The 18236-nt window shown below is 57.0% G+C and carries 22 protein-coding genes; 11 read left to right on the top strand and 11 right to left on the bottom strand.

From position 1 onward, the window contains the following. A complete protein-coding gene (locus KB892_RS15175; RefSeq protein ID WP_004150793.1) occupies positions 1-1407 on the top strand; it encodes a cytochrome ubiquinol oxidase subunit I in 1407 nt (468 codons plus the stop codon). Then, positions 1404-2414 (top strand): cytochrome d ubiquinol oxidase subunit II, encoded by a 1011-nt coding sequence (gene cydB / locus KB892_RS15170; RefSeq protein WP_004140509.1) that lies wholly within the window; start codon positions 1404-1406, stop codon positions 2412-2414. The genes KB892_RS15175 and cydB overlap by 4 nt, the downstream gene beginning before the upstream one ends. Before the next feature lie 115 nt (positions 2415-2529). Here the strand turns inward: cydB and KB892_RS15165 are convergent, their stop codons facing one another. Further along, positions 2530-2727, bottom strand: a complete 198-nt coding sequence (locus tag KB892_RS15165; protein ID WP_004140506.1) for a hypothetical protein — start codon at positions 2725-2727, stop codon at positions 2530-2532. A gap of 566 nt (positions 2728-3293) precedes the next feature. On the opposite strand from KB892_RS15165, the gene KB892_RS15160 reads away from it, so the two are divergent. The 3 genes from KB892_RS15160 to KB892_RS15150 all read left to right on the top strand — a co-directional run bounded on the left by KB892_RS15160 (position 3294) and on the right by KB892_RS15150 (position 5229). Then, a complete protein-coding gene (locus KB892_RS15160) occupies positions 3294-3926 on the top strand; it encodes an ECs1377 family protein (protein ID WP_004150791.1) in 633 nt (210 codons plus the stop codon). A gap of 39 nt (positions 3927-3965) precedes the next feature. After that, a complete protein-coding gene (locus KB892_RS15155; protein ID WP_004140501.1) occupies positions 3966-4145 on the top strand; it encodes a hypothetical protein in 180 nt (59 codons plus the stop codon). Positions 4146-4542: 397 nt separating this feature from the next. Further along, the gene (locus KB892_RS15150) at positions 4543-5229 is read left to right on the top strand and encodes a KPN_01159 family EAL domain c-di-GMP phosphodiesterase (RefSeq protein WP_004150790.1); all 687 of its coding nucleotides are present in this window, start codon (positions 4543-4545) and stop codon (positions 5227-5229) included. 112 nt (positions 5230-5341) lie between these two features. Here KB892_RS15150 and KB892_RS15145 read toward each other — a convergent pair whose 3' ends face one another. After that, a complete protein-coding gene (locus tag KB892_RS15145; protein ID WP_004150789.1) occupies positions 5342-5506 on the bottom strand; it encodes a hypothetical protein in 165 nt (54 codons plus the stop codon). A 33-nt stretch (positions 5507-5539) separates the two neighbouring features. Beyond that, a complete protein-coding gene (locus KB892_RS15140; protein WP_004140497.1) occupies positions 5540-7048 on the bottom strand; it encodes a UbiD family decarboxylase in 1509 nt (502 codons plus the stop codon). Between the two features lie 120 nt (positions 7049-7168). Here KB892_RS15140 and KB892_RS15135 point away from each other — a divergent pair, with 120 nt between their 5' ends. After that, positions 7169-8059, top strand: coding sequence for a LysR substrate-binding domain-containing protein (locus KB892_RS15135; RefSeq protein WP_004150788.1), 891 nt, complete (start codon positions 7169-7171; stop codon positions 8057-8059). Positions 8060-8065: 6 nt separating this feature from the next. On the opposite strand, the gene KB892_RS15130 is transcribed toward KB892_RS15135, so the two are convergent. Both KB892_RS15130 and KB892_RS15125 read right to left on the bottom strand, forming a co-directional pair. Further along, positions 8066-9850: a sensor domain-containing diguanylate cyclase gene (locus KB892_RS15130; protein ID WP_004150787.1), complete on the bottom strand. Its 1785-nt coding sequence runs from the start codon at positions 9848-9850 to the stop codon at positions 8066-8068. Positions 9851-9923: 73 nt separating this feature from the next. Continuing rightward, positions 9924-11132: an HD-GYP domain-containing protein gene (locus tag KB892_RS15125; RefSeq protein ID WP_004150785.1), complete on the bottom strand. Its 1209-nt coding sequence runs from the start codon at positions 11130-11132 to the stop codon at positions 9924-9926. A gap of 302 nt (positions 11133-11434) precedes the next feature. Between KB892_RS15125 and fraE the strand changes: the two genes are divergently transcribed. From fraE to KB892_RS15105, 4 genes are all read left to right on the top strand, one after another. Continuing rightward, positions 11435-12478, top strand: a complete 1044-nt coding sequence (fraE, locus tag KB892_RS15120; protein WP_004150784.1) for a fructose-asparagine asparaginase — start codon at positions 11435-11437, stop codon at positions 12476-12478. A gap of 661 nt (positions 12479-13139) precedes the next feature. Beyond that, positions 13140-14054, top strand: a complete 915-nt coding sequence (gene lpxP / locus KB892_RS15115; RefSeq protein ID WP_004148038.1) for a kdo(2)-lipid IV(A) palmitoleoyltransferase — start codon at positions 13140-13142, stop codon at positions 14052-14054. Positions 14055-14143: 89 nt separating this feature from the next. Beyond that, positions 14144-14782 carry a leucine efflux protein LeuE gene (gene leuE, locus KB892_RS15110; RefSeq protein ID WP_004150783.1) on the top strand — a complete coding sequence of 213 codons (639 nt, stop codon included), beginning with the start codon at positions 14144-14146 and terminating at the stop codon, positions 14780-14782. 130 nt (positions 14783-14912) lie between these two features. Next, a complete protein-coding gene (locus KB892_RS15105) occupies positions 14913-15176 on the top strand; it encodes a DUF2534 family protein (protein WP_004140489.1) in 264 nt (87 codons plus the stop codon). Between the two features lie 59 nt (positions 15177-15235). On the opposite strand, the gene KB892_RS15100 is transcribed toward KB892_RS15105, so the two are convergent. From KB892_RS15100 to KB892_RS15085, 4 genes are all read right to left on the bottom strand, one after another. Further along, positions 15236-15361: a hypothetical protein gene (locus KB892_RS15100; RefSeq protein WP_004140488.1), complete on the bottom strand. Its 126-nt coding sequence runs from the start codon at positions 15359-15361 to the stop codon at positions 15236-15238. A gap of 117 nt (positions 15362-15478) precedes the next feature. Continuing rightward, a complete protein-coding gene (locus KB892_RS31680; protein WP_151382667.1) occupies positions 15479-15532 on the bottom strand; it encodes a hypothetical protein in 54 nt (17 codons plus the stop codon). Between the two features lie 20 nt (positions 15533-15552). Further along, complete coding sequence (locus tag KB892_RS15090) at positions 15553-15654, bottom strand: YoaK family small membrane protein (protein WP_004150782.1); 102 nt, start codon at positions 15652-15654, stop codon at positions 15553-15555. A gap of 57 nt (positions 15655-15711) precedes the next feature. Further along, positions 15712-16725 carry a sensor domain-containing diguanylate cyclase gene (locus tag KB892_RS15085; protein WP_004150781.1) on the bottom strand — a complete coding sequence of 338 codons (1014 nt, stop codon included), beginning with the start codon at positions 16723-16725 and terminating at the stop codon, positions 15712-15714. A 300-nt stretch (positions 16726-17025) separates the two neighbouring features. Between KB892_RS15085 and KB892_RS15080 the strand changes: the two genes are divergently transcribed. Beyond that, positions 17026-17265, top strand: coding sequence for a putative hemolysin (locus KB892_RS15080; RefSeq protein ID WP_004150780.1), 240 nt, complete (start codon positions 17026-17028; stop codon positions 17263-17265). On the opposite strand, the gene KB892_RS15075 is transcribed toward KB892_RS15080, so the two are convergent. Both KB892_RS15075 and KB892_RS15070 read right to left on the bottom strand, forming a co-directional pair. Continuing rightward, a complete protein-coding gene (locus tag KB892_RS15075; protein ID WP_014343000.1) occupies positions 17255-17593 on the bottom strand; it encodes a DUF488 domain-containing protein in 339 nt (112 codons plus the stop codon). The genes KB892_RS15080 and KB892_RS15075 overlap by 11 nt on opposite strands. A gap of 4 nt (positions 17594-17597) precedes the next feature. Further along, positions 17598-18107, bottom strand: coding sequence for a 2-thiouracil desulfurase family protein (locus KB892_RS15070; protein ID WP_004150778.1), 510 nt, complete (start codon positions 18105-18107; stop codon positions 17598-17600). Between the last annotated feature and the right edge of the window lie 129 nt (positions 18108-18236).

Raw genomic sequence — 18236 nt, 5'->3', positions numbered from 1 at the left:
ATGTTTGAATTCGACGCGTTTCATCTGGCCCGATTGCAATTCGCCTTTACCGTATCCTTCCATATCCTCTTTCCGGCCATCACCATCGGCCTTGCCAGCTACCTTGTGGTGCTTGAGGGGATGTGGCTGCGAACCCGGGATAATGTCTGGCGTTCACTCTACAATTTCTGGCTGAAAATCTTTGCCGTCAATTTTGGCATGGGCGTAGTCTCCGGATTAGTCATGTCCTATCAGTTCGGCACCAACTGGAGCGGATTTTCCCAGTTCGCTGGCAGTATTACCGGCCCGCTGCTGCTGTACGAAGTGCTGACCGCCTTCTTCCTTGAAGCGGGATTCCTCGGGGTGATGCTGTTTGGCTGGAATAAAGTGCCGCCAGCGCTGCATTTTATTACCACCTGCATGGTGGCGCTTGGCACGTTGGTTTCTACCTTCTGGATCCTTGCCTCCAATAGCTGGATGCAGACGCCGCAGGGTTTTATCATCGAAAATGGCCATCTCATCCCGCAGGACTGGCTGGCGATTATCTTTAACCCCTCTTTTCCGTATCGCTTGTTCCATATGGCGATAGCCGCGTTTCTCAGCAGCGCCATGTTCGTCGGGGCCTCTGCCGCGTGGCATCTTCTGCGCGGCAACGACTCGCCGGCCATCCGCAAAATGCTGTCGATGGCGATGTGGATGGCGCTGCTGGTGGCGCCGATCCAGGCGGTGGTGGGGGATATGCATGGTCTTAACACCCTTGAGCATCAGCCGGCGAAGATCGCGGCCATCGAAGGGCACTGGGAAAATCGCCCCGGCGAGGCCACGCCGCTGCTGCTGTTTGGCCTGCCGGACATGGAGCAGGAGCGGACCCGCTATGGTCTGGAGATCCCCGCTCTCGGTAGCCTGATCCTTACCCACAGCCTGCATAAGCAGGTGCCGGCCCTGAAAGACTTCCCGAAAGAGGACCGACCCTATTCGCCCGCCGTCTTCTGGTCGTTTCGCATCATGGTCGGGATGGGCGTGTTGATGATCGCCTTAGGGATCTGCAGCGCCTGGCTGCGCTATCGGCGGCGGCTGTACCACTCGCGTCCCTTCCAGTGGTTTGCGCTCTGTATGGGGCCCGCCGGTCTTATTGCCCTGGTCGCCGGGTGGGTGACCACCGAGATGGGCCGCCAGCCGTGGGTGATATACGGGTTGTTGCGCACGCGGGATGCGGTGTCGTTGCACAGCACCCTGCAGATGGCCATCAGCCTGCTGGTATTTATCGTGGTTTACTGCGCCGTGTTTGGCGTGGGGTATTACTACATTTTCCGGCTTATCAAAAAAGGGCCGCAGCCGGTGACGGAGCTGACCTCGCAAACCGCAGGCACCCCGGCGCGTCCGCTCTCAGCGGCTGAGCCGGTGCGTGATGAGGAGAACGCATCATGAGCATCGATATCTCGGTGATTTGGTTTGTCATCATTGTCTTCGCCACGCTGATGTATATCGTGATGGATGGTTTCGATTTAGGTATTGGGATGCTGTTCAGCGTGGTGCATGATGGCGAAGAGCGCGATGTGATGGTCAACAGCGTCGCCCCCGTCTGGGATGGTAACGAAACCTGGCTGGTGCTCGGCGGGGCAGGGCTGTTCGGCGCCTTTCCGCTGGCCTATGCGGTGATCACCGATGCGCTGGTTATCCCGCTGACGGCGATGCTCATCGGCCTGATTTTTCGCGGCGTGGCCTTTGAATTTCGTTTTAAAGCGGTTCCCTCGCATCGCATCTTCTGGGACTATGCCTTTGCCGGCGGCTCGCTGTTGGCGACCTTCAGCCAGGGGATTGTCGTCGGCGCGTTTATCAACGGCTTTGCGGTGGCTGACCGCCGCTTCGCCGGTTCGACGCTGGACTGGCTTACCCCTTTCAATCTGTTCTGCGGTCTGGGGCTGGTGGTGGCCTATCTGCTGCTGGGCACCACGTGGTTGATTATGAAAAGCGAAGGCGCGCTGCAGCAGCGGATGCGCGAGCTGACCCGCAAGGTACTGCTGGCGCTGATGGCGGTGATCGCGGTGGTCAGCGTCTGGACGCCGTTGGGCTGGCGCTACGTGGCGGAACGCTGGTTTACGCTGCCCAATTTCTTCTGGTTCGTGCCGGTGCCGATTCTGGTGTTGGCTCTGAGCCTGTGGATCTGGCGCCTGAGCGCGCGCCCCGCCAGCCATGCCCGCCCATTTATCCTGACGCTGGGCCTGATTTTCCTCGGCTTCAGCGGGCTGGGGATCAGCGTCTGGCCGAACATTATCCCACCGCATATCTCTCTGTGGGATGCCGCTGCGCCGCCGTCCAGCCAGGTATTTATGCTGCCGGGCGCGCTGCTCATTATCCCGGTGATCCTGATGTATACCGCCTGGAGCTACTACGTCTTTCGCGGCAAAGTCTCCGGCAGCGAGGGCTATCACTGAGCCTGATTCGCGCCGGCAGGTGAGGATTTGCCGGCGCGTCGCGCCGTCCGGTCAGGGATGACCGAGAGGGATGCGCACAAACCGGTGATCTGCTGCAACGACTCGGGCCGGGTGTTTATGCCTTCGGTGGCTTGATCTTAATAATAAATCGTTCGTTAACCCGGGTGATCCTCGCGCCAATATCGCCAAACTCGGTGGCGATTTTAAAAAAATCGTCCGCGGCGACATCAAAATCGAGCTCAATCTTCGGGTGTTGTCCTGTCGCCAGTAATTCATAGAAATGGTCAAGGCTGCGGGCTTTTTCGCTAGGCATCTTATTTCTCCATGGTAAACCAATCTGCAGGGGTTTTATTGCTTACGGCGCTTTTACGGATTATTCAGCAGGATGACAAACGTGCCTGATATAAAATTATGCAATGACAGTAAGAATGAGGTAGGGCGAGGTTATTCCGTGTTGTTAAACCGCGTGGCGACGCGTTGTCCGCCATACCATGACGGCAGAGACGACCCTGCGGCGCCGGTTGATGATAGACATTTTTTGATGACAAATTAATGACAATAAAATGAATCTGTCCGGGCTCGGGATGGCATCGTGCTAAATAATTTTATTCTGTGGCTGTTAAGGTGGTTGTTAACTACTTTATGGTGATGGAGCGTCTTTTTTAGGGCCAACGGCGAGGGAACAACGATGCAATTACTTGATTTATTCGCAGGCTTATTATGGTTAAGCAGCGTTATCTTCCTGCTGTTTGTTCTTGATGTGATCATCACCCGTTATCTTTATCGTAAATAATCGACAACGACAGCGGCGTTGGGCATAGGGGACGGCGTCGGAGGATGATAATATAACCCGCGGACTGATTCAGAAAGGAATGCGCGGTGGCCGGGAGAATTGATTACGATATTGAAAAATACCAGTTTACCGAAGCCGGTGAGACGCCACGGCTCCGGGAGCAGTGGCGCGAAGTATACCTGGAGTGTCGTCAGCTGCGGGCCGGGGCAGAGGAGCGCCTGCGCATTGCGTTACTGAACGTCGACTATGTCACCAGCTTCGAGCTGCCTTTTCGCCTGCTGCTGGTGCGCGCGCCGCAGCTAATCGCCGATGTTCGCGAGACGTTGCAGCTTAGCCGTAAAGCCGCCGTTTTCAACGGCAAACGTTACGGCTGCGTCTATAGTTTGAAACAGGATTTACAGGCTGTCCCGGAAGCCTTTCATTACCGCCTGGCAAACCGCATTCGTCGCGTCGATGCAACGGGGCTGACGGCGGCCCCGTACCAGCAGATTGCCCGGGAGATAAAGCCGGCCCGGGAGCGGCTCCGCCAGGCGCTGAACGCCGGCCTGCCGGTCACCGCTCTCGACGCCCTGTTCTGGTTCGGCAGTCAGCGAGTGGCGGCGGACATCGCGCAGTTGCGCCGGTCCGGTATGGCGATTGTCACGACGGAGGTGGAGGTCAGCGACAATTTGTTCAATACCACCCGACGAGTGCCCGTTTACCGCCTGGCCAGCGAGTGAGTCGGCAACCTTTCGCCCAGCCGTTGCCTCTGCAGACAGTTGACCATTGCCCCGTCGAACCAGACGCACAGCCCTCTGGCGACAGGCCGCGGGGCCGGTTCCAGCCATGCGCTGGCGATGAGCATGAGGAGCATTAGCGCCAGTGGAACCATGTATTTTCTTTTCACTGCCCTTTATCCGCTGCGCCTGTTCTGCCAGCAAGGTAGCGGTAAAGTATGACGTTTCGTTGACCGGGGCAGCGTTTTTATTATCGGCAAGCGGTTGCGTTGGGCCAGAGATTATTCATCTTTTGGCATACGAGAGGACGAAAACTGGCGGCTTGTATTTTTGATTTTTATTACACCACGCTTTTTTTTGCCGCCGGGGAAAAGCGTAATGTGGCTACGACTGGATGCGGCTCGTCATGTAACTGGCTGGTTTGAAACAATATTTTAATTGTTGTCTAAACGCATGCGACAGCGGTGGCTAATTTATATTAATTCACTTTACCGATCAATAAATTATATGTTGATAGTTTTTAGCTATCGAATGTTTCTTATCGATCATTTTAAACTATTTTTGTTGGCGGGAAATATATGACATGCTTTAACCCTTTCTTATTTTTGGTATTTTTTAAATGGTTGAAGAAAACGCGAAAAATACCTCCTATCGCTTCGTACTGGAGCCCGCTATTAGCGATGATGGCAGCTGCCACTCGTGGGAATTGCTCACTAAAGATATTATAGCACCCGCACGAAATAACGCCTCAGCGCCCGCGTTTTCTTTCTCCACGCTTACCGAAAGCGATAAGCTTGCACTATTTACCCGACAAATCGAGTTGCTTTCCGTATTTGATTTTTCCCTGGTCGATAATAAGCCGATCTCGCTCAATATCGATGATTTATTAAGCCATTTTATTCTGACGGACCGCTATCTCTGCGATTTTCTGCGCTCGTGTAAGCATATTGCTTTGGAGATAAATGAGAATTTTCATGAGTTTATCGCCGGCCGCGAGCTGACGGCGCTAAGCACGCTGGCGGCGCTTTGTCCGGTCTGGCTGGATGATTTTGGTCGCGGGCGAACCTCCTTCCCGCTGCTGGAGAGATTCCGCTTCGATTGCGTCAAAGTGGATAAGGATTACTTCTGGGATAAAGAAAACGACCCCGCTTTGCCCGGTCTGTTGCAGTCTATTCATACCCTGACCGGCCATGTGATCGTTGAGGGTATCGAAACCGAAAAGCAAAAACGGTTAATCACTTCTGCCGGGGACATCATAGGTCAGGGCCGCTACTGGAAGGAAGAATATATTTTTCTTTGCGGTTGAGGGTCGACCGGGGGCTGGTTTCGGTTACCTGCTATTCTTTTATTATCCAGTTTTAAATACCCCCTTTGCTACAGATAGTCTTTATTAGCGCAGTGATAAGCGCCTCTCTTTTTTATGAAGGATCATTCCCTGTAAATACCCCCATGCGTAACGCCCCGATCGCCATTTCGACGTAAGCCAGGAGCTGACCTCTGAGCTGCGCGAGCTGGTGAAAAAAGATCTCGCCGCTGCGATCAATTAATCCTGCCTGCGCCATCCGCTCAGGATCGCGCGGCATGGAAAAATGCCGCCGTTTACCGGCGGCTATTGCTTATTTTGCGCTACCCTGGTTTTTTTCCAGCCGGGCGAAATACTCCGGTGCAAACGGGCGCGGATCGACGTCGGCAAACGGCGCGCGCTCAAAGTGCGATTTCAGCGCCCAGGGGACCGTGCAGTCAAAAATGGTCTTGCAGCTGATGCCATTTCCACGGATCGACGGGCTGTATTCCGGCGTCTGGGACGGATCCAGCTGGTGACCGCGAATGCCGGGGATTGTCGTAATGCTGACGTCCCCCTGCATGCGGGTGGTCATCGCCCACAGGATATCGTCGCTGTCAAAGATGTCGACATCTTCATCAACCAGAATAATATTTTTTAGCTCGGAATAGGTCGCCAGCGCCAGCAGCGCGGCCTGCCCCTGCCGGCCTTCATCGGCGGGTTGACGTTTTTTCACCTGCAGGATCCCGAGGAACTTACCGCCACCCGCGGTGTGGGCGTAGACATTTTGTAAAAAGCCCGGAATGGCGGCCTCGACGGCATTCCAGATACTGGCTTCCGTTGGCAGGCCGGCGAGGGTGGTATGCTCTTCCCCCGGTCCCACCAGGGTCTGCAGAATCGCATTGTTTCGCATGGTCACTGCTTTGACTTTGATTACCGGCAGCGACGGATTAGCGCCGCCGCAGTAGCCAGGAAATTCCGGCATCGCGTGGCCGCTATTGGTGTGCTGATCCTCTCTGACGCGCACGCCAGGCAACAGCTCACCTTCGATAACGATCTCGGCGCGGGCGATGGCTTTCTCCGGGACGCTGACGCCCTGAACCAGCTCCACCGGACGTTGACGCAGCGCGCCGGCGACGCCCAGCTCGTTATAGCCGAACGGCGTGGTAGGGGCTTCGAAGCAGGCGCCAATATAGATGGCCGGATCGAGACCCATATTGATGGTTATCGGCAGTGGTTTGCCGGCGGCCTCGGCCTTCTGGCGAAACACTTCGATATGGCGGCCGGCGGCAAGAAACATCGACAGCTCATCCCGGCCCTGAACGCACAAGCGGTGGATGGTGACGTCGGTCAGCGAGGCGTCGTCGGGATCGCTGGCCAGCGCCAGGCCCAGGCAGAAGAAGGGGCCGGCGTCGATAGGGGTGTTGGTGGGCGCCGGAAGCAGGGTGCGCAAATCAAAATCCGGATCGTCGGCCAGAAAGATCTGTTCCTGGCAGGGGGCGCTGCTGGCCGGGACGACCACCGGCGCGACCGGTTTTTTCACCGCCTTACCCACTTCAAGGGCCAGCTGCGAGGCTTCGCAGCCCAGCAGCAGCGCGGCCCGCTGGCGGCTGGCGTGCATACCCACCAGAATGCGCGAGTGTGGATAACCCTTAATATTGTTAAACATCATCGCCGGCCCGATGCGAGTGGGGCGCTTCACGGTGCCGCCCGCGCCGATATGGCGATAAACACCGGCCAGCTCGGCGTTAGGGTCAACCGGATGATCGGTTTCGAGATACTGATTGTCATGCTGTTGCAGCAGCGCGATGGCGTCGCGCAGATCCTGAATCGGTGCGGTCATGATGTTCTCCTTAGCGTATCGATGCGCACAGTATGCTTCGCAGGCTAATGGTTATCAATTGCATCATTTATGCTTTATTGATAAGCTTTTTCTTATCAATTTGTAGGGAGGAGTCCGACCATGTCCTTGCGAGCGTTACGCCATTTTGTGGTCGTTGCCGAAGAGTTGCATATGCACCGGGCGGCGGAGCGGTTACATATCGCCCAGCCCGCCCTCAGTCAGCAGATTAAGCAGCTTGAGCAGCGCCTGGGCGTGGTGCTCTTTTCCCGCGCTAACCGCCGTCTGACTCTGACCGCCGCGGGCGAGGCCTTTTTACACAAGACGCGGCTGGCGCTGGAAATGGCCGATCAGGCGGTGCTGGACGCCCAGCGCACCGCGCGGGGCGAGCAGGGGAGGCTGCATTTGGGGTATGTCTCCAGCGCGATGTACGACAGTAAACTGCCGGGGCTCCTGCGCCGGCTGCGCGCCGACTGGCCGGGGATTGAGCTGTCGCTGGTGCAGGGGGATGTGCAAATGCTCTACGAAGCGCTGTTGGATCTGCGTCTGGATATCGCCATCATCCGCGCGCCGCTGGCCTCGCCGCCGGACGCGCTGGTGGTCAGGCCGTTTGTACGTGAAAAGCTCTGCCTGGCGCTCTATCAACAGCATCCGCTGGCCGGCGTGGGCGCGCTTAATCTGGCCTCATTGCGCACTGACAACTGGATCTCGCTTGACGATCCGCAGGGCACCGGACTGGAGCAGGTTTTTATGGATGCCTGTCGCGTCGCGGGCTTTACGCCGCAGGTGGCGCAGCGGATTAACGACGTTACCTCGATGATTAGCCTGGTCTCCGCCGGGGTGGGAGTGGCGTTGGTTCCGCTCTCGGCGCGGGCCTTACGCCTTGATAACGTGGTGTATATCGATCTCCAGGATCGGCTGGCGGAGAGTGAGCTGAGCATGGTTTACCACCGCCATATTCGTTCGGCGGTGGTAAGGAAAGTTATCTCGCTGCTTAATACCGCTGAGCGATAGTCCCGGTTAGCTGGTCTTCAGGCGGCCAAAGCTGACAATCCTTGAGCGGCCCAGCTCTTTCGCCCGGTACAGCGCGGCATCCGCCGCGCGCAGCAGACTATCGCTTTGGGTGTGCTGCGGGTAGCTGGCGATGCCAATCGACACATCCACCTGGCCTATCTCGGTCAGACCATCGCGCAGCGTCATATTGCGCACCTGGGTGTAGATCTCGCTGGCGCACTGGTGCGCCCCGGCTTCGTCAATCCCGGGGAGCAGCACTAAAAACTCCTCGCCCCCGTAGCGGAAAGCCATGCCGATATCGCGCACCGCGCGCTGCACAATGGTCGCAACGCTCTTAATCACCAGATCCCCAGCCTCATGGCCATAGCGATCATTGATGGTTTTAAAATGATCGATGTCGATCATCAGACAGCTCAGCGGAGTATGGGTATGGACCGCCAGCGCCATCTGCGAATGCAGCGCTTCGTCAAGATGATGGCGGTTACGCAGGCCGGTCAGGGAATCGAACAGCGCTTTTTCCAGCAGGGCGCTGCGCAAACGCTGATTGGCCAGCGCCAGGCCCAACGCTTCCGCCATCAGCTCGAGATAGGCCCGGGAAGGAGCGTCACTGGCGGTGACGTTCTGGAAAGTCAGCAGGCCAATGGCTTCGCCCTGGGCGATGAGCGGTACGCAGAGCGACTGGCCGGCGTGCGTCTCCGGCAAATGATAGCAGGTGATATCGGGCTCGCCCTGCACCGGCGGATGGCTGAGTCCCCGCCGTATCGCCCAGCAGTCGTCGGGAGAAAAGGGCGTCGTCTCACCGGCGGGCGACAGCCACTGCGCTACGCAGCGCATCTGCCAGGGGTCGGTATCCAGAACATACAGTTTACCGGGGATCGTCGGGGCGATATTCGGCGCAAACCGCTCCGCCACCTTAATCACATCCTCAATGGTTTCACAGCCCTGCAGCCGCTGAGTCATACGCGCCAGCAGCTCGCGGATCGCCCAGTCGGCGTCGCGCTGCTGCTCCAGCCGCTGACGGGCCAGGCCGTTCTCGCGAAAAATGCGGATCGCCTGAGCCATGTCACCAATCTCATCCACCTGGGTAAAGTGCGGCGTCTCCACCGCATAATCCTGGGAGGCGAGACGCTGGACCACGTCGCTCAGGCGAACCACCGGGTAGAGCACCCGGCGTTTGAGAATGAAGCCGAGGACGAACAAAAACATCAGGGCGGTCAGGCCGACCATGATTTCCGACAGCGTACGCCAGATCCGCGAGCGCTCGGTGGCCTGGTCGATAGCGACGGCGGCGCGATGCTCAAGCATCTGGCGGAAGCGATCGATCTGCGTCTGCATGCGCTCCAGTTCAGTCTCGTACGCGGTGCCGTACAGCACCGCGATGGCCGCTGGCGCATCGCCGCGAGCGACATGCGCCAGGGCCGCCTGCTGTTCATCCTGTAGCTCATCGGCGATCCGCAGGCCATCCTGGAGCAGCGCCAGCTCCTCGCGGCTGGCGCCGTTATCTTTCAGGCCGCCCAGCCGCTGCTCTATGCTCTTGTCGGTCTGCTGCAGCTGCTGATATTGCGTAAGCGTCTCCGGTGAAGGCTTTATCACGTACAGCCGGGCGAGGTCAGACAGCGCCCAGGCGTCGTTTTCCACCTCGTCGGAGAGGGTATCAAAGACCTGGCGCTGCTGTACCGCCTGGCGTTCGACGCGGTCGGCGCTGGAGGCCATGAGCATAGCGCTCCCGGAAGCCAGCGTCAGGCCAACGGTGATCCCGTAAGCCCAGTTAGTGATGGTGGCGATTCTCACCGTGAATTTCCTTGCATGCAGATGAAGCTGTTTTGATTATAGAACTCCGCCCCCGCCACGACGGCGGCCCGCTTCAGAGGCGGCGCTCGCTATGCAGAGGGGCAAGGGTCTGAAGAATGATGGCGTGTAGCGTTTCCGCATGGTGGCGCAAAACGAGGAAGACATCGCTATCCAGAGCGCCATTTATAACATCCGCTTCCATAATCTGTAAGGCTTCCTGCCAGGCCATCCCTTTACGATAAGGGCGATCTTCGGTCAGCGCGGTGAAAATATCGGCGATGGAGATAATCCGGTCGGCGAGGGTCAGGTGCTCCTTTTCGAGATGCAGAGGGTAGCCGCTGCCGTCCATTTTTTCATGATGATTCGAGGCCCAGTTAATGATGTCGCCGAGCTCGCTATAGTCGCTGAGAAGTTCGCCGGTCATGTAGCTGTGCTCCCGCACCTGACTCAGCTCCTCATCATCCAGCTCGCCCTCTTTTTCGAGAATGGAGAGTGGGATATAGACCTTGCCAATATCGTGTAGATAGCCGGCTATCTGTATTTGCTGGCAGGTGGGCTCCGGCAGCTGCATCCAGCGGGCAAGCTGGCGGGCGATTTCCCCCACCATGATGCTATGGGTGGCGGTAAAGCTGCTGTAGGTGTCGACGATTTTGGCAATCAGCAGGCAGACATCCTTCAGACCGTGAATATCCAGATAGCGCGTGTTGATGGGGCCAATAATCTCCAGCAGCCGCTGAATATGGCCGGGGTGAAGGTGCTGCCAGAAGTTCGCATTTTCAGCGACCTCGCACAGGATATCGCAGAGCGGCGGATCGATCTCCCGATGCAAAGCGACGAACTGTTCCACCACCGCCCGCGTGGGCCAGGCGGCAACGTGGCTATCGGCCGGCAGCAGCCGTTCAAAGGCATCAGCGAAATAGACAATGTGCTGTTCGCGGGAGCCCCGGTGGTTCGGGCTAAAATGGTGATCGCGAATAAAGGGAACGATGGGCTGGAAGGTCGCTAATCCCTCCAGCATCGCCACACCCTGGCGCTGATGCGGGTCGTGGATATTATCGATAGCATCCAGCGAATGAATGGTGCGTTTATCCCCCAGCACGCCGATATCGTGCAGCAGCGCGGCGCAAAAAATGGTCTGCTGCCGTTCGTCAGGCAGTTCCAGCCTTTGCGCCAGCGTCAGGGCGATTAAGGCCGTTCGTTGCATATGCCGGTGCACTTCAGGGTTAATGATCTGGATGACTCTGGTGGTCAGCATCAGGGCCGACTTCAGGGCAATACGCATCTCTGTTCTCCGTTCGCGTGACCTGGCGGGCAAAAATGCTCTCGCCGGTGACGGAAGTGTCGATAATCTGATCGCAATGCGTGTTGTGTGTTGCTGAACAGGTAAATCCTCAGAATGTTTTGGTTCATAGCTCTGCCCGTTTCAGATCCAGTGGTGCACCAGAGTTGGGCGATATCGTCCTAAGAACCTTATTATTGTCTGATAGTTAACCATTTCCCCCCCAGAAAAGAAATGAATTCTGGCAAGCCCTTTGCATTAAGCAAGCGTAAGTTTGATTAATGTCTATGAAGGGAGTGACCTGTATGAATTTTAGAGCATTACTTGCCATTGCGTTATTGACGATGAGCAGCCTGGCGTTTAGCGAGACGCGTCTTCCGCATATTGTTATTTTAGCCACCGGCGGAACGATTGCTGGTTCGGCGGCCAGCAATACCCAAACAACCGGCTATAAAGCCGGGGCGATTGGGGTGCAGACGCTGATTAACGCCGTGCCGGAAATGAGTAAAATCGCTCACGTCGAGGGCGAGCAGGTGGCCAATATTGGCAGTGAGAATATGACCAGCGATATTATTCTCCAGCTCTCGAAGCGGGTAAATGCGCTATTGGCCCGGGACGATGTCGATGGCGTGGTGATCACCCATGGTACGGACACGCTGGATGAAACCCCGTATTTCCTCAATCTGACGGTGAAAAGCAACAAGCCGGTGGTCTTTACCGCGGCGATGCGCCCGGCGACGGCGATCAGCGCCGACGGGCCGATGAACCTGCTGGAAGCGGTCACGGTCGCTGCCGATCCTGATGCCCGGGGACGCGGGGTAATGGTGGTGCTTAACGACCGCATCGGCGCGGCGCGCTTTGTCACCAAAACTAATGCCACTTCGCTGGATACCTTCCGGGCGCCCGAGGAGGGCTATCTTGGTGTCGTGGTGGGCGGAAAACCCCAGTTCGAGACGCGGGTGGATAAAATTCACACGCTGCGCTCGGTGTTCGATGTGCGTCAGCTGAAGGTTCTGCCGAAGGTGGTGATTATTTATGGTTACCAGGACGATCCGGAGTATATGTACGATGCGGCGATCGCCCATCATGCCGACGGTATTATCTACGCCGGAACCGGGGCGGGGTCGGTGTCGGTACGTAGCGCCGCCGGTATCAAAAAAGCGCAGCAGGCGGGCATCGTGGTGGTGCGAGCCTCCCGTACCGGCAGCGGCGTCGTACCGCCGGATGACAGCCAGCCCGGGCTGGTGGCCGACTCCCTCAACCCGGCAAAAGCGCGTATACTGCTGATGACCGCGCTGACGCAGACTAAAGATCCGCAGCTGATTCAGCAATATTTCCATACCTACTGATCCTCTGCGGCGAGGGCGTTGTTCACACCCTCGCCGTGCTTTCTTCTCAATGACCTGGCTTCCATGCAAATCGATGGCGAATGATTACCCATCATTCACTCCACCTGTGTTTCCCACGAGGCGTAAAGAAATATTTTTTATTGTCCGGCGGGCACAGTATTTCAATGCACCGCGCTTATTTTAAAAGCAGGTTTAAATAAGTCTATTCTTAATTGTTGTCTTAAAGTCGTTTTAATCTTTCTTATGCTGACGGATTAAAAAAGATGCATTTCGCAGTGGGACGCGTTTAATACTCGCTTTGACAGACTACGATGCATCCCAACGCGGTCAGGCCGCCGATCGCGCGGCTCAGCGGACGCCTGCCACCGGCGGCCAGGGCCGCACTGCGGCAGCTTTCGGTTGTTTTCGTTAGTAAAGCTGATGATTAGCGTGAAAATGATATGCATGATGAATATATTAAGCGTGGTTCAAGATTTAAGTTTACATTTAGTAACATATGTGCCGCAATTATGTTTTTTTGTCAGCTTGCTGTTTTTTACTTGCCGGAGGGAATTTCAGCGGATTAGTATTGTCGAACTTGCTGTACGTACCGCCTAATGATGATAAATGGATTCTGTTTTCCTTAAGCGTTACCACATAATTAATGTTTACAGGAAAAATCATGGCCTGCGTATTTAATAAACAACTTTTACACCCGCGTAACTGGCTGACCTGGTTCGGGCTCGGCATCCTCTGGTTAATCGTGCAACTGCCTTATCCGCTGCTGCATTTTATCGGCACCAGCGCTGGTCGCCTTTCCCGTCGCTTTCTTAAACGCCGCGAACATATCGCCCGGCGTAATATCGAACTCTGCTTCCCGGACATGTCGCCAGCGGCGCGCGAGACGCTGATCGATCAAAACTTTATGTCGCTGGGAATGGGGCTTATCGAAACCGGCATGGCCTGGTTCTGGAGCGACGAGCGGGTCAAAAAATGGTTTGATGTCGAGGGGTTCGCCAACCTTAATCACGCGCTTAGCGGTGGGAAAGGGGTAATGGTCGTCGGCGTGCACTTTATGTCGCTGGAGCTGGGCGGCCGCGCGATGGGGCTGTGTCGGCCAATGATGGCCACCTACCGGCCGCACAACAGCCCGCTGATGGAGTGGGTGCAAACCCGCGGTCGCCTGCGTTCGAACAAAGCGATGATCGATCGCAACAACCTGACCGGTCTGGTGCATGCCTTAAAATCCGGTGAAGCGGTGTGGTTCGCGCCCGATCAGGATTACGGTCCCAAGGGCAGCGTCTTTGCACCTTTTTTCTCCGTCCCGCAGGCGGCGACCACCAACGGCACCTATGTCCTGTCCCGCTTATCGGGCGCGAAAATGTTGAGCATCAGCATGGTACGTAAGCTGGATCGCCGGGGCTATAGCCTGCATATCAGCGAGGTGATGAATGACTATCCGGGTGAGGATAAGCAGATCGCCGCCGGCTATATCAACAAGGTTATTGAGCGCGAGATCCTGCGCGCTCCCGAGCAGTATCTGTGGGTACACCGTCGTTTTAAAACCCGCCCGCTGGGCGAACCTTCCGTCTATTAACCTTCCCGCACAGGCTGCGCTTTCAAAATCCCGACAGTTGGGGTAACGTGAGCCGGATCATGTTTTAGTCGTGCGCGAAGGAGTGCAGAGTGTTCGCTGAGTTTGGTGTTCTGAATTATTTAACCTATCTGGTCGGGGCGGTGTTTATCATCCTCGTTCCTGGCCCTAATACGTTTTTCGTGCTGAAAACGGGCATTGCCCACGGGGTGAAGAAAGGCTATCTGGCGGCGGCGGGCGTCTTTATTGGCGACGCAGTGCTGATGTTTCTGGCATTCGCCGGGGTGGCGACGCTGATTAAAACCACGCCGGTGTTGTTTAACGTCGTGCGCTACCTCGGGGCAATTTACCTGCTGTGGCTCGGGGGCAAAATGCTCTATGCGGTGCTGACCCAGCGCGACGGCCAGTCCGACGCCAGCGCGGAGCCGGCGAGCGCGATCCTCAAGCGCTCTCTGACCCTGAGCCTGACCAATCCGAAAGCGATTCTGTTCTATGTGTCGTTTTTCGTGCAGTTTATCGATGTCAACGCCAAAACCCCCGGCGTGGCGTTCTTTATCCTGGCGCTGACCCTCGAGGTGATTAGCTTCTGCTATATGAGCTTTTTGATCCTCTCCGGCTCGTTTGTCACCCGCTACGTCAAAACCCGCAAGAAGCTGGCTAAACTTGGCAACAGCCTGATTGGTCTGGTTTTCGTCGGGTTCGCCGCGCGCCTGGCTACCCTGCAGTCCTGATCCCCACGGGCCGGTTACCCGCTGACCGGCCCGCCGTCTCTTATTCTGCCCTGTAACAAAAACCCTTCATTTTTTATTGCATTGGTGTTACATATACAGCCGTTTATCGCTCAGCAAAAAGGAAGCCCCGATGATTCTGCAAAAACTCCTCAGCAATAAAAACTGCAAAAAATACTGTCTGTCGCTCGCGGTGGTGTTTGCTATCGCGCTGGCGGTAGTGGGGCGGGCGACCTTCGGGGGCGTGGTGAGCGAGTACAATATGCCGTACTCAGAGTGGACGACGTCCATGTTCTTCCTGCAGGGGGCGATGGTGACGGTTTACAGCATTGTCTTTACCGCGCTCTTCGCTATCCCCCTCGGCTTTATTTTCCTCGGCGCCGATCGTCAGGATTAAGCGTCAACGGGCGAACCGCGGTTCGCCCGGTCTTATCGGCTTATCAACAGCGTGAAGCATTAGTCGTCGTCATGATAGTGATGATGGTGGTGGTGGCGATGGGGGTGATATCCATCGTCAATAATGCATCCCGATAACAGCGTGCACAGCGCAATAATCAACGGTAACACGATCGGTTTTTTCATCCTTACTTCTCCCGCTATTCTTATTCCCCGGGGCCGAGAATGCCGCGGCGGATAACGTGAGTGTAAAGGGTTAACTTATTGATGGGATAGGATAAATCCGCAATATCGCCGCGGCGATCACCACCAGCCTAACTGGGTGCCGGCCACCGCCACGATGGCGACAACCAGCATGATAATGGTGCTTTTTTTCATTATGCCCCACCCGGCGCCGCATAGCCGCCGACAAAAAACCAGCCGAGAAAGACGACGGCGATGATAAAGATCGCCACCGGGAAAAGAATACCCAATTTCATGATTGTGTCCCTGTGCCCACGAATGATGCCCTGCATGATACTGGATATCGCGGTACTTTAGTCAATATGAATGAAATTCTCCTGGCGGCGGGACTTCTTATCCTGGTACATCGCCTCATCGGCAGTGCGTAAGGCCGCTTCAACATCGATACTCTGCGGATCGCAGGTGACCACCCCGAAGCTAGCGCCCTCATAGTCGATACGCTGTTCGCCGAGGAAGTAGACGCCGCACAGAGCCTGACGCAGAGACGTGACATACGCCTGCTGTGCGGCAGGCTGCTGGGCGCTACCGACGATCAAAAACTCATCGCCGCCAAGGCGGCCAACGATATCTTCCCGGCGCGCGACAGCGGTGAGTCGTTTGCCGACCTGCACCAGAAAGCTGTCGCCGCACGGATGGCCGAACCGATCGTTAATGGCTTTGAAACCATCGAGATCGATAAAAATAAGCGAGACCTGCTGCTGCTGGGCGCGGGCGGAGGCAAAGCGTAACGCCAGCTGCTTAAACAGCGCGCGGCGATTGGGAAGCTGGGTGAGCTCATCGGTAGACGAGTGCAGCTCCAGCGCGACGTTTGCCGCCTGCAGCTGTTGCACCAGGGTGTCTTTTTCCACGTAGTGGGAAATGAGCTTCGCAAACAGGCCCATGACCTGTTCGCCTTCGAGGTTATAAGGCTGTTGTTGCCGGCTGGTGGCGCAGAGGGTGCCGAACAGAGAGCCGTCGGCCAGGCGGACGGGAATGCTTAAAAAAGTAGCGATTCCCAGCTCCTGGGCGGCGATGCAGGAGTGCCAGCGGTTGGCAACGTCATTGCTAAACGTACACTGATCCTCAAGGGCGCGTTTGCACAGGGATTCATCCCAGGGGACGGAAAATCCTTCCGGGATCTGCATTTCGCTGCTGTTGTGGGCGAACATGATCTGCTGCCGCTGGGCGTTGGTATCAATGCGGGTGAGGTAGGTGGACTCCATTCGCGTCACCGCCTCCAGCATCTCCAGCAGCTGGCGCACCAGGGTTTCCAGGGATTGTTCCGCAGCGAGGGTTTGCGACACCCGGGCAAGAATAAAATCTGACATGAATAATACAGCTCCAGCACGCCAAACGTCACCCCAGCATATTGGGCTGCAAACGGACATCAGCGTCAAATAAACAGTGATATTTTTAAATTTATCACATCTGTCTGGGGAATACTTGTCCACGCGGTGGGAAAAAAAGCCCCGTCGGGGGCGACGGGGAAAAACTCATTGATTATGGAATGATCTGTTCTCTGGTCAGTTCGAGAACAGGGCTACTCTACGGGGGAAAAGTGCAGGCAAGATGGAGAAAACGTGGAGATTCAGGCTAAAATCCCCGGGCATTCAGGAAAGGGAGGAACAATGAAAAAGCTACTGGCTATTTTGCCCCTGGCGCTGGCCGGCTGTACCCAGCCGCAGCCCACTGCGCCGACGAAAACCATCGGCATGCCCAACCCCGCGGCGGTATACTGTCAGCAATCCGGCGGCACCCGGGTGCCGGTGCAAACGCCGCAGGGCGTCAGCACTCAGTGCAAACTACCCAGCGGCGAAACCCTCGACGAGTGGGCGCTGTGGCGCCGGGATCATCCGGCTAAATCGTAACCGGCAGGGCCGCCAGCCAGGCGGCCAACACCCGGGCATGATTCTGCTCGGTGTTCTTCGCAGCGTACAGCAGCGTCAGCGGCTGGCGTTGCGCCAGCGCCGCCAGCCGCAGGCCCGTTTCGCGATGGGCGTCGAGCTCCTGACGATAGCGCTGGCTGAAGTGGGCGAAATCGATCGCCTCGCCGTGAAAGGCTTTGCGCAGCTCAGCGGAAGGCGTTAACTCCTTACACCACTCATCACAGGCCAGCGCCTCTTTTTTAATCCCCCGCGGCCAGAGACGGTCGACCAGCACCCGATAGCCGTCGCTGCTTTCCTGCGGGTCATACACCCGTTTACACTGAATCATCATCCTGCTCCTTCTGTGCCATCCAGGCGAGCAACTGCGGGATTTGCCCGTCGGAAAATACCGTGATGCCGTGGGCGCGGAGTAGGTCGGCGGCCACGCCGGCGCCCGCTTTGCGCCGTCCGCGAAAGGAACCGTCATAGACAAACTGGCTGCCGCAGGTAGGGCTGCCGTCGGTGAGTAACGCTGCCTGACAGCCCGCTTCCCGGGCGGCGCTGAGCGCCAGCCAGGCGGCCAGCTGATAATGTTCGGTGACGTCGCGGCCGTCGCTTTCCACGATCCGCGCCCGTCCGGCAAGCACATCGCCGCCGGTACCGCCGAGGATCTCCGCCGGCAGTCGGGGCGTAGGCAGACCGGCCGCCAGCTCCGGGCAGTGGATCACCAGCCGCCCCGCCTGCTGCCAGCGGGACAGCGTCGCCGCCAGCTGTGCCTTCTCGCTACCGTTATACCGCACCTGGAATCCCATCAGGCAGGCGCTGACCAAAAGCTTATTTTTCATTCTCTCTCCCTTACGCGCTTTTTCCAGTATACCTCACCCGTCGGCCACGGCGGTGGGGTGAAAATAAGGATTGTGTTCCACAGGCGGGATCGCTATTCTGACGTGCCTTGTGCTGTCCGTCTCGTCCAG

This window comes from Klebsiella sp. P1927 (assembly GCF_018204675.1).
In the GTDB taxonomy this organism is placed as follows: Bacteria; Pseudomonadota; Gammaproteobacteria; order Enterobacterales; family Enterobacteriaceae; genus Klebsiella; species Klebsiella pneumoniae.
The sequence above is the reverse complement of the archived record's forward strand: the minus strand, read 5'-3'. Positions and strand labels throughout refer to the sequence as shown.

Coding starts and splice junctions, on each gene's coding strand:
- KB892_RS15175 (WP_004150793.1), top strand. CDS start 1: ATGTTTGAATTCGACGCGTTTCATCTGGCCCGATTGCAATTCGCCTTT.
- cydB (WP_004140509.1), top strand. CDS start 1,404: ATGAGCATCGATATCTCGGTGATTTGGTTTGTCATCATTGTCTTCGCC.
- KB892_RS15165 (WP_004140506.1), bottom strand. CDS start 2,727: ATGCCTAGCGAAAAAGCCCGCAGCCTTGACCATTTCTATGAATTACTG.
- KB892_RS15150 (WP_004150790.1), top strand. CDS start 4,543: ATGGTTGAAGAAAACGCGAAAAATACCTCCTATCGCTTCGTACTGGAG.
- KB892_RS15145 (WP_004150789.1), bottom strand. CDS start 5,506: ATGCCGCGCGATCCTGAGCGGATGGCGCAGGCAGGATTAATTGATCGC.
- KB892_RS15140 (WP_004140497.1), bottom strand. CDS start 7,048: ATGACCGCACCGATTCAGGATCTGCGCGACGCCATCGCGCTGCTGCAA.
- KB892_RS15135 (WP_004150788.1), top strand. CDS start 7,169: ATGTCCTTGCGAGCGTTACGCCATTTTGTGGTCGTTGCCGAAGAGTTG.
- KB892_RS15125 (WP_004150785.1), bottom strand. CDS start 11,132: ATGCGTATTGCCCTGAAGTCGGCCCTGATGCTGACCACCAGAGTCATC.
- fraE (WP_004150784.1), top strand. CDS start 11,435: ATGAATTTTAGAGCATTACTTGCCATTGCGTTATTGACGATGAGCAGC.
- lpxP (WP_004148038.1), top strand. CDS start 13,140: ATGGCCTGCGTATTTAATAAACAACTTTTACACCCGCGTAACTGGCTG.
- KB892_RS15105 (WP_004140489.1), top strand. CDS start 14,913: ATGATTCTGCAAAAACTCCTCAGCAATAAAAACTGCAAAAAATACTGT.
- KB892_RS15100 (WP_004140488.1), bottom strand. CDS start 15,361: ATGAAAAAACCGATCGTGTTACCGTTGATTATTGCGCTGTGCACGCTG.
- KB892_RS15090 (WP_004150782.1), bottom strand. CDS start 15,654: ATGAAATTGGGTATTCTTTTCCCGGTGGCGATCTTTATCATCGCCGTC.
- KB892_RS15085 (WP_004150781.1), bottom strand. CDS start 16,725: ATGTCAGATTTTATTCTTGCCCGGGTGTCGCAAACCCTCGCTGCGGAA.
- KB892_RS15080 (WP_004150780.1), top strand. CDS start 17,026: ATGAAAAAGCTACTGGCTATTTTGCCCCTGGCGCTGGCCGGCTGTACC.
- KB892_RS15070 (WP_004150778.1), bottom strand. CDS start 18,107: ATGAAAAATAAGCTTTTGGTCAGCGCCTGCCTGATGGGATTCCAGGTG.